General features: G+C 69.9%; 5 protein-coding genes and 1 pseudogene. 4 read left to right on the forward strand and 2 right to left on the reverse strand.

What is annotated here, in order from left to right:
- Nucleotides 1–113 precede the first annotated feature (113 nt).
- Nucleotides 114–983: pseudogene (locus IEZ19_RS48850) on the forward strand (PP2C family protein-serine/threonine phosphatase); the annotation flags it as partial.
- On the opposite strand, the gene IEZ19_RS48855 reads toward IEZ19_RS48850, so the two are convergent.
- Nucleotides 931–2,316: a cupredoxin domain-containing protein gene (locus IEZ19_RS48855; protein ID WP_189317810.1), complete on the reverse strand. Its 1,386-nt coding sequence runs from the start codon at nucleotides 2,314–2,316 to the stop codon at nucleotides 931–933. The pseudogene IEZ19_RS48850 and the gene IEZ19_RS48855 sit on opposite strands and share 53 nt — an antisense overlap.
- A 236-nt stretch (nucleotides 2,317–2,552) precedes the next feature.
- On the reverse strand, nucleotides 2,553–2,996 hold the full coding sequence (locus IEZ19_RS54090) for a transposase family protein (protein WP_373297191.1): 444 nt from the start codon (nucleotides 2,994–2,996) through the stop codon (nucleotides 2,553–2,555).
- A 393-nt stretch (nucleotides 2,997–3,389) separates the two neighbouring features.
- Here IEZ19_RS54090 and IEZ19_RS48865 point away from each other — a divergent pair, with 393 nt between their 5' ends.
- The 3 genes from IEZ19_RS48865 to IEZ19_RS48875 all read left to right on the forward strand — a co-directional run bounded on the left by IEZ19_RS48865 (nucleotide 3,390) and on the right by IEZ19_RS48875 (nucleotide 6,293).
- Nucleotides 3,390–4,082 (forward strand): ATP-dependent DNA ligase, encoded by a 693-nt coding sequence (locus IEZ19_RS48865; protein ID WP_229841716.1) that lies wholly within the window; start codon nucleotides 3,390–3,392, stop codon nucleotides 4,080–4,082.
- Between the two features lie 561 nt (nucleotides 4,083–4,643).
- Nucleotides 4,644–5,321, forward strand: a complete 678-nt coding sequence (locus tag IEZ19_RS48870) for an alpha/beta hydrolase (protein ID WP_229841717.1) — start codon at nucleotides 4,644–4,646, stop codon at nucleotides 5,319–5,321.
- Between the two features lie 75 nt (nucleotides 5,322–5,396).
- On the forward strand, nucleotides 5,397–6,293 hold the full coding sequence (locus IEZ19_RS48875) for a GNAT family N-acetyltransferase (protein ID WP_189317813.1): 897 nt from the start codon (nucleotides 5,397–5,399) through the stop codon (nucleotides 6,291–6,293).
- Nucleotides 6,294–6,411 lie beyond the last annotated feature (118 nt).

The following is a 6,411-nucleotide window of genomic DNA, read 5'->3' on the forward strand; positions in this document are numbered from 1 at the left end:
GCAGGTACGGCTCGATGAACTCCCATTCCACATCCGTCAGTTGTGCGCGTGTCATGCAAGACGATCTACCAGTCCAGACCCCGCCCTGAGGGCGAATCCGACAGATTGATCACGACTCGATACGCGCCCTAGTCGCCGTCCGAGGGGCCTACCAGGACGTTTCCGCCCAGCACTGGACCGAGATCGCGCTCTCCGCCACCCGGGAACGGCTCGCCGACACCGAACAGCAGGCCTCCGAACGCCACCGGCTGGCCCTCCGCCTCCAGCAGGCCATCATGCCGCCCGAACCACCGCCGCTGGACGCCGCCGGGCTGACCGCCGCCGCCCGCTACCGCCCCGCCGCTCAGGAGGAACGCGTCGGCGGGGACTGGTACGACGCGGTGCTTCTGCCCGACCGGACCGCCCTGCTCGTCGTCGGTGACAGGGCCGGACACGGAATCGAGGCCGCCACCGGCATGGTCGCCCTGCGCAACGCCCTGCGCGGCCTCGCCGTCACCGGAGCCGGACCGGCCCAGCTGCTCGCCTGGCTCAACACCGCCGCCGACGAACTCTCCGACCCGGCCACCGCCACCGCTGTCTGCGCCCGCTACGACCCCGCCTGCCGCGAACTCCGCTGGGCCAGAGCCGGTCACCTGCCACCGCTCCTTGTCCGGGGCGGCCACGCCAGGCTGCTACCGATGCCCGACGGCGTGCTGATCGGCGCCGCCCCCGACGCAGAGTACGAAGAGGACACCCTCGTCCTGGAACCCGGCGACGTCCTGCTTCTCTACACCGACGGCCTGGTCGAACGCCGGGACCAGTCGGTCGAGGACTCGCTGCGCCGACTGGTGGGCGGCCTCCGGGGCCCCATCGATGACCTCGGCCGCTTCCTCGACCGCTTGCTCGACCGGTCCACCGCGGACACCGACGATGACACCTCCCTCATCGCAGTCAGGGTTTCGGATGGCTGCAGGCAGGCCGAAGTGCCGGGTAGCCGTACCTGATCACCGGGCCAGCGGTGAGCGGGGTGACCACGAGTTTCATGACCTGGCCGGTGGTTTTCGGGTTCGCCGCAGGGAAGTCGGTGCCGGCCGTCCCGCCGGTGAACGTGCCGTCCGGCCCTTCGTTGATCAGGTACAGCTCGCTGCCGACCGGCAGGGAGGTGAAGTCGACGACGGTATCGGCGCGCTCGGCCGGCGCGAGCAGCAGCTGCTCGCGCCGGACGGGGGCGGGCAGGCAGCCTCCCTCGCTGCCGAGCTGCCAGAAGGAAAGCGCCGGGGCTGCGGGCCTGCGCGCCAGCGGACCGGTGACGATCTTCAGGATCAGGGTGCGGGCGTTGCAGCCGTTGAGGAGGCGGAAGCGGTAGCGGCGCGGCTCGATCGGCAGCACCGGCCAGGTCTGGCCGTTGGTGACCATCGCGTTGGCGAAGTACTCCGGGTTCCAGATCGGCGGGATGTCGCTGCCGGGCACGTAGGGGCCTTTGAACCCGTCGAACAGTGCCCGGCTCGGCGGGTAGAACCAGCTCCCGTCGGTGCGGAAGGAGCGGTCCTGGATGACGATCGGGACCTCGAAGTAGCGTGTGCCGGGCGGGTCCCCGAGCCTGGGTGCGGGCCCGGGCAGGACGCCCGCAGCGAGGTCGGAGGCCCCGCCGCGCAGCAGGTAGAAGCCCGCCATACCGGCGTACACGTTCAACCGGGTGATGCCCAGCGTGTGGTCGTGGAACCACAGCGTGGAGGCCCGCTCGTCGTTGGCGTAGTGGAAGACGGCCTCTCCGGGGCGCCACGGGGTTCCGAACCGCGCCTGCGACGTGCGGGCGAACTCGTCGTAGAAGGATCCGACCCGTGCGTAACCGTCCGGGATGTCGTGCGCGTCGGGCAAATACCACGCCTCGGCGTAGCCGTCGCTGTCCTCCGTGTTCGCCCCGCCGTGCAGGTGGGTCACCATCGGCACCGGACCCGCATACGGTCCGGGGGTGGAGGCGAACGCGGGATGGGAGTCCCGCCCCGACATCCCGCCCGGCGGGTTCGCCCAGTGCAGCGTGGGATCCACCGGCAGCAGATGCGGCAGGTACCCGCCGTGCCCGTCGACCAGCTGATTGACCCACCGGACCTGCACGGCCCGGCCCGCCTTCGCCTCGACGGTGAAGGCCGGATAGTGGAACGTCTGCGGGCGCCCGGCCGACCCGTACCCCCACACCGTCGTGGCCGGCCTGCCCCGCGGCAGCACCTGCTGCCGGAACTGCCGAACACCGATCGTGTAGACGTCCAGGCCCGCCCGGTGATCCGGCGGCATGACCGGCGGTATCACCAGCTCAGCGACGTACTTTTCTATCGCCACGGGATCCAGGACCCCCGCTTCCGCAGGCACGGCCCGCGAGAGCGGCTTAGCAGAGACGAGGAACAAAGACACGCCTCCTGAGACACCGGCTTGAAGGAAACGCCGCCTGCTGACCATGGGCCCTCCTTCCGCGCCCTGGATTCAGGTCGGTGAGGCATGGCATACCGGTACACAGCGCTGTTCCACCTCCCGCCATCGTGGCACCGGCCCCGCAGCCCCGCAGGACGGCCACCGTGCTACTGCGGCCAAGCTCTGCTTGGGCGCCCAGGCCAGCTTCCCGGCAACACGAACACGGGCCGTTCGACCCCGTCCCGGGCCCTTGGTCCCTGTCCACTCCGGGGGCTTCGGACGCATTCTGGAGACAGAGCAAGCACAGCCGTCCGCCGAGGGAAGGTGATCGGCATGATGTGGTACGGCGGCTGGGGCATCGGCTGTTGCTCACGCACGAGTGGCGTGTAGCGGGCATGCGGGCTCGTCAGCCCCGAGATCTGCTCGGCGAACGTCACCGCCGGGCACGCTGGGTTCGGGCACTTGAACCGCCGCACCAGCAGCTCGATCACCACTCTGGCCCCACCGACCGCGGCGTCCGCGAGCCGTCGCATGTACCGGCCGTGCACCCGGCCCGACGCACTACCGCAGTGCGGGCAGTCCGAGCCCGCCGAGCGGGCCCGCGCATGCATCGTGACCACTCCGGCCACGGCCCGCTCGACCAACTCCACCACGACACCAGCCAGACGAGGGAACAACACCTCGAAACTCCGCGAAGAACACGCGAGCCATGATCACAGCCACCGCTGACACCGACTGCGTCACAAGATCAGCGCCAGAGCCCGAAATTCCTCAGGTGGGGCGGGTTCCGCGGGCGGCTGGAGCGGTCGGCCATGCCTGGGCCCTGGCGTACATCGAGTGCTGGGGGGCGCGCCTTCCAGGTGCGGCTTCTGGCTTCCGCTGCGACCGTATGGGTGAGGCAATTGATCAGGCGGTCGATAACGCGTCACGGGAGTCAGGTGGAAACAATCATGAGTGTGCACCCGTCATCGGCCTCGCGGGGCACACTGCCTCTTCTGTCACCGATGCTCGCAGTGATCGGCCCGCGGCCCACGCCGGAGACCGAAGCTGAGTATGCGTACGAGACGCTGTGGAATGGCGCCCGGGTCCTCGCCCATCTGCCCGGCGACGGCACCGTTCGCCTGCTCTCGGCGACGAGACTGGACGTCACCGCCCAGTACCCGGAATTCCAGTCGCTGGCTTCCGCGCTGCCCGCTCCGGAGGCAGTGCTCGACGGTGAGATCGTCGCCCTTGACAGCGAGGGCCATCCTTCAGTGGAGCGGCTGCAGCAGCGGATGAGCCTGCACCATCCGGACGCGGTCGCCCACGCGATCAAGGACCTGCCCGTCCACCTGATGATCTTCGACATCCTCTATCTGGGCGAGCCCACGGTGCAGCTGCCCTATACCTCGCGCCGGGACCTGCTGGACGATCTCAATCTAGCCGGACCCGGCATCGCCGTACCCGCCGCCTGGCCCGCGCTCGCCTCCCAGGCACTCGAGGAATCGGTCCGGGAGGGCTTCGACGGCATGGTCGCCAAACGGCTCACCAGCCCCTACTTGCCCGGACGCCGTTCCCGCGACTGGATCAAGATCAAGCAGCGTGAAGGGCGGTCGCAAACGGCCGAGGCGTTGGGGCGGCCCCTGCCCAGGGCGCACGGTGCGGGGCCGCCCGGGCCTGGTGGGGCTTGTCAAGGGCTGGGGCCGCGAGGATGTTGATGTTGGACTTGTAGCTGGTGTGGTCGATGCGGGGGCCTCGGGCCTGGTACTTGGAGATGGCGCGTTTGACGATGCGGGGGCTGACGCGCAGTCGCCGCTCGGGCAGCAGGGCGGCCAGGACAGCTTGATCCGTCCGAGGGGACCGAGGAGAGGCTGAGCCTCATCCCTCTTCAACGATCGCCACACCAGGAGGCCACGGCTGGGTTCATCAGGCCAGACGCGGCCAGGAAGACATGCAGGGTGCACTGCCGGTTACCACTGGGGTTAGGGAATCGGGCGGGAACACGAGGCGTTTTATATGCATATGAGGTGAATATGAGCGTATGTAGGCGGGGTCCATGGTGACGAGCATTCCTTTCGGGCCGCACCTGTCGGTGCCGGGGCTGCCACCCGTGCGTGGCGCGGGTGTCGAGGCAGGTAGGGCCGTCGTGCGCCTGGTGCGGCTCCCGCTCGACATGGCTGTGGGGGGGCGTCGGGCAGTTGACCGGGCGCGTGGGCCGTGGCCTGCCCCGGCAGTCGGTGTGCCGGGACGAGGCGCCGTCGGCAGGTGCAGGCCTCCTGGTGCTGTTGGTGCACGGGCTGGCCGACCGAGCGTCGGTCGTCTCGGCGCTGCAGCGCGGGCTGGGCGACGACTGCGGTGTGGGCCCCTTCATCCTGGTCAACAACAACGTGTTCAACAGTGCTGACATCCGTACGGCGGCCCGGGTTCTGGGAGAGCAGGTGGAGCTGGCGTGCGCCCGTGACCGGGCGCGGTGCGTGGTGCTGATCGGGTACAGCCTGGGAGGGCTGATCGCCCGCTACTACGTGCAGCGGCTCGGCGGGGACACGTATGTGCCGCTGCTGATCACGCTGGCGACGCCGCACGGCGGGACCGCGACGGCCCTGCTGGCACCGCCGCATCCGCTCCTGCGCGAGCTACGGCCGGGAAGCGACCTGCTGACCGAACTCGCCGAGCCCGCCATCGGATGCCGCACCCGGTTCGTGGCCTTCTACAGCGACCTGGACGAGGCCGTCATCCCGGCCACCAGAGGCCGCATCGACCATCCCGACCTTATGGCATGCAATGTGCTCGTACCCGGCGTCGGACACCTGAGCCTCCCGGTGCACCAGCCGGTCATCGACCAGGTGCGCGCACTGCTGACTGCGGCTCAGCAGGCCACGTCCGCCGCAGGCCCCCCACACGGCCACACCCCCCGTGCGAACGGGCAGTCTCCCCGCCACCGCCGAGGTTCTCCGTGACAGCGTGGCCAAAACGGACGACTACTCTAAAGAGGTAGCCGATAGGAAACGTCAGCACATGTGCGGACGGACAGCATGGCTCCCTCCCCCAACCCCAAGAGCGCATCGACGCTACGCCCGTATGGCCCCCAGGACGAACCGGGGGTGCGAGAACTGATCGATGCCGACCGGCTGCCAGGGCAGCCGCACTGCACCCCGGAGAAGCTGGCCGCGGCGCAGCGCAGTCCTGTCCCCTTCCCCCTGGCCGGCTGGACTGTACCGGCTTGGCCGCGGATCAGCGTTCTGGCCGATGCCGAGGACCGCCCCTACGGGATCATCGCGTACCTGTCCTGGACCGATGTGCGATCCGGTCTGATCTGCTGGGTCCACGCCTACGAGGACCCATCCGCCCTGCGCGCCCTGCTCAGCCACGCTCTCGCCGCACTCGCCGACTGCACGCAGATCGAGGCATTCGTGGGGGCACCGCCAGGCTCCCTCGGGCCGGGCGGCCTGCCCTGCACCCGACGCGGCGCCACCCACGACGCCCTGGTGCACACCGGCTTCACCGGCCGCTACCAGGGCTGCTACCTGCACCTCGTGCTCCCTGCCGAGCCCCCGCCGGCCAAGCTGGTCGCCGACGTCTTCCCCTGCGACTACCCCCCGGGCCACCGCCTGATCATCCGCGAGGCCGCCGAACCGGTCGCCGAGGCCGTGGTCAGCGTGGGACCCGGCCACACCGCGACCGTCTACTGGATCGAGACCCTGCCCGCCCGCCGCCGCCGCGGCCTGGGCCGCAAGCTCCTCAGCCAGGCCCTTGCCCTGCTGGCCGAGCAGGGCGCCACCAAGGTCGCCCTCGTCCTCGACGACGCCCAGCAGCCCGCCTCTGAAAGCCAGGCCGCCACCCGTCTCTTCCACTCCTTCGGCTTCACCCACGTCGACCAGTTGTGGACCTACCAGCACCGTCGCCCCCGAGCCCCGCGGCCCGGCGCATAAACCCAAAGGCGTGACATCAGCCCGGCAGCCACACAAAGGGGTGCGGCACCGACCGTCTCGCCGGTGCAGGCCGGTCAGGCGTGGACGCGTTCCGCGGCCGCGAGGATGGTGGAGCGTG

The organism is Streptomyces brasiliensis (assembly GCF_014647875.1).
Taxonomy (GTDB): domain Bacteria; phylum Actinomycetota; class Actinomycetes; order Streptomycetales; family Streptomycetaceae; genus Streptomyces; species Streptomyces brasiliensis.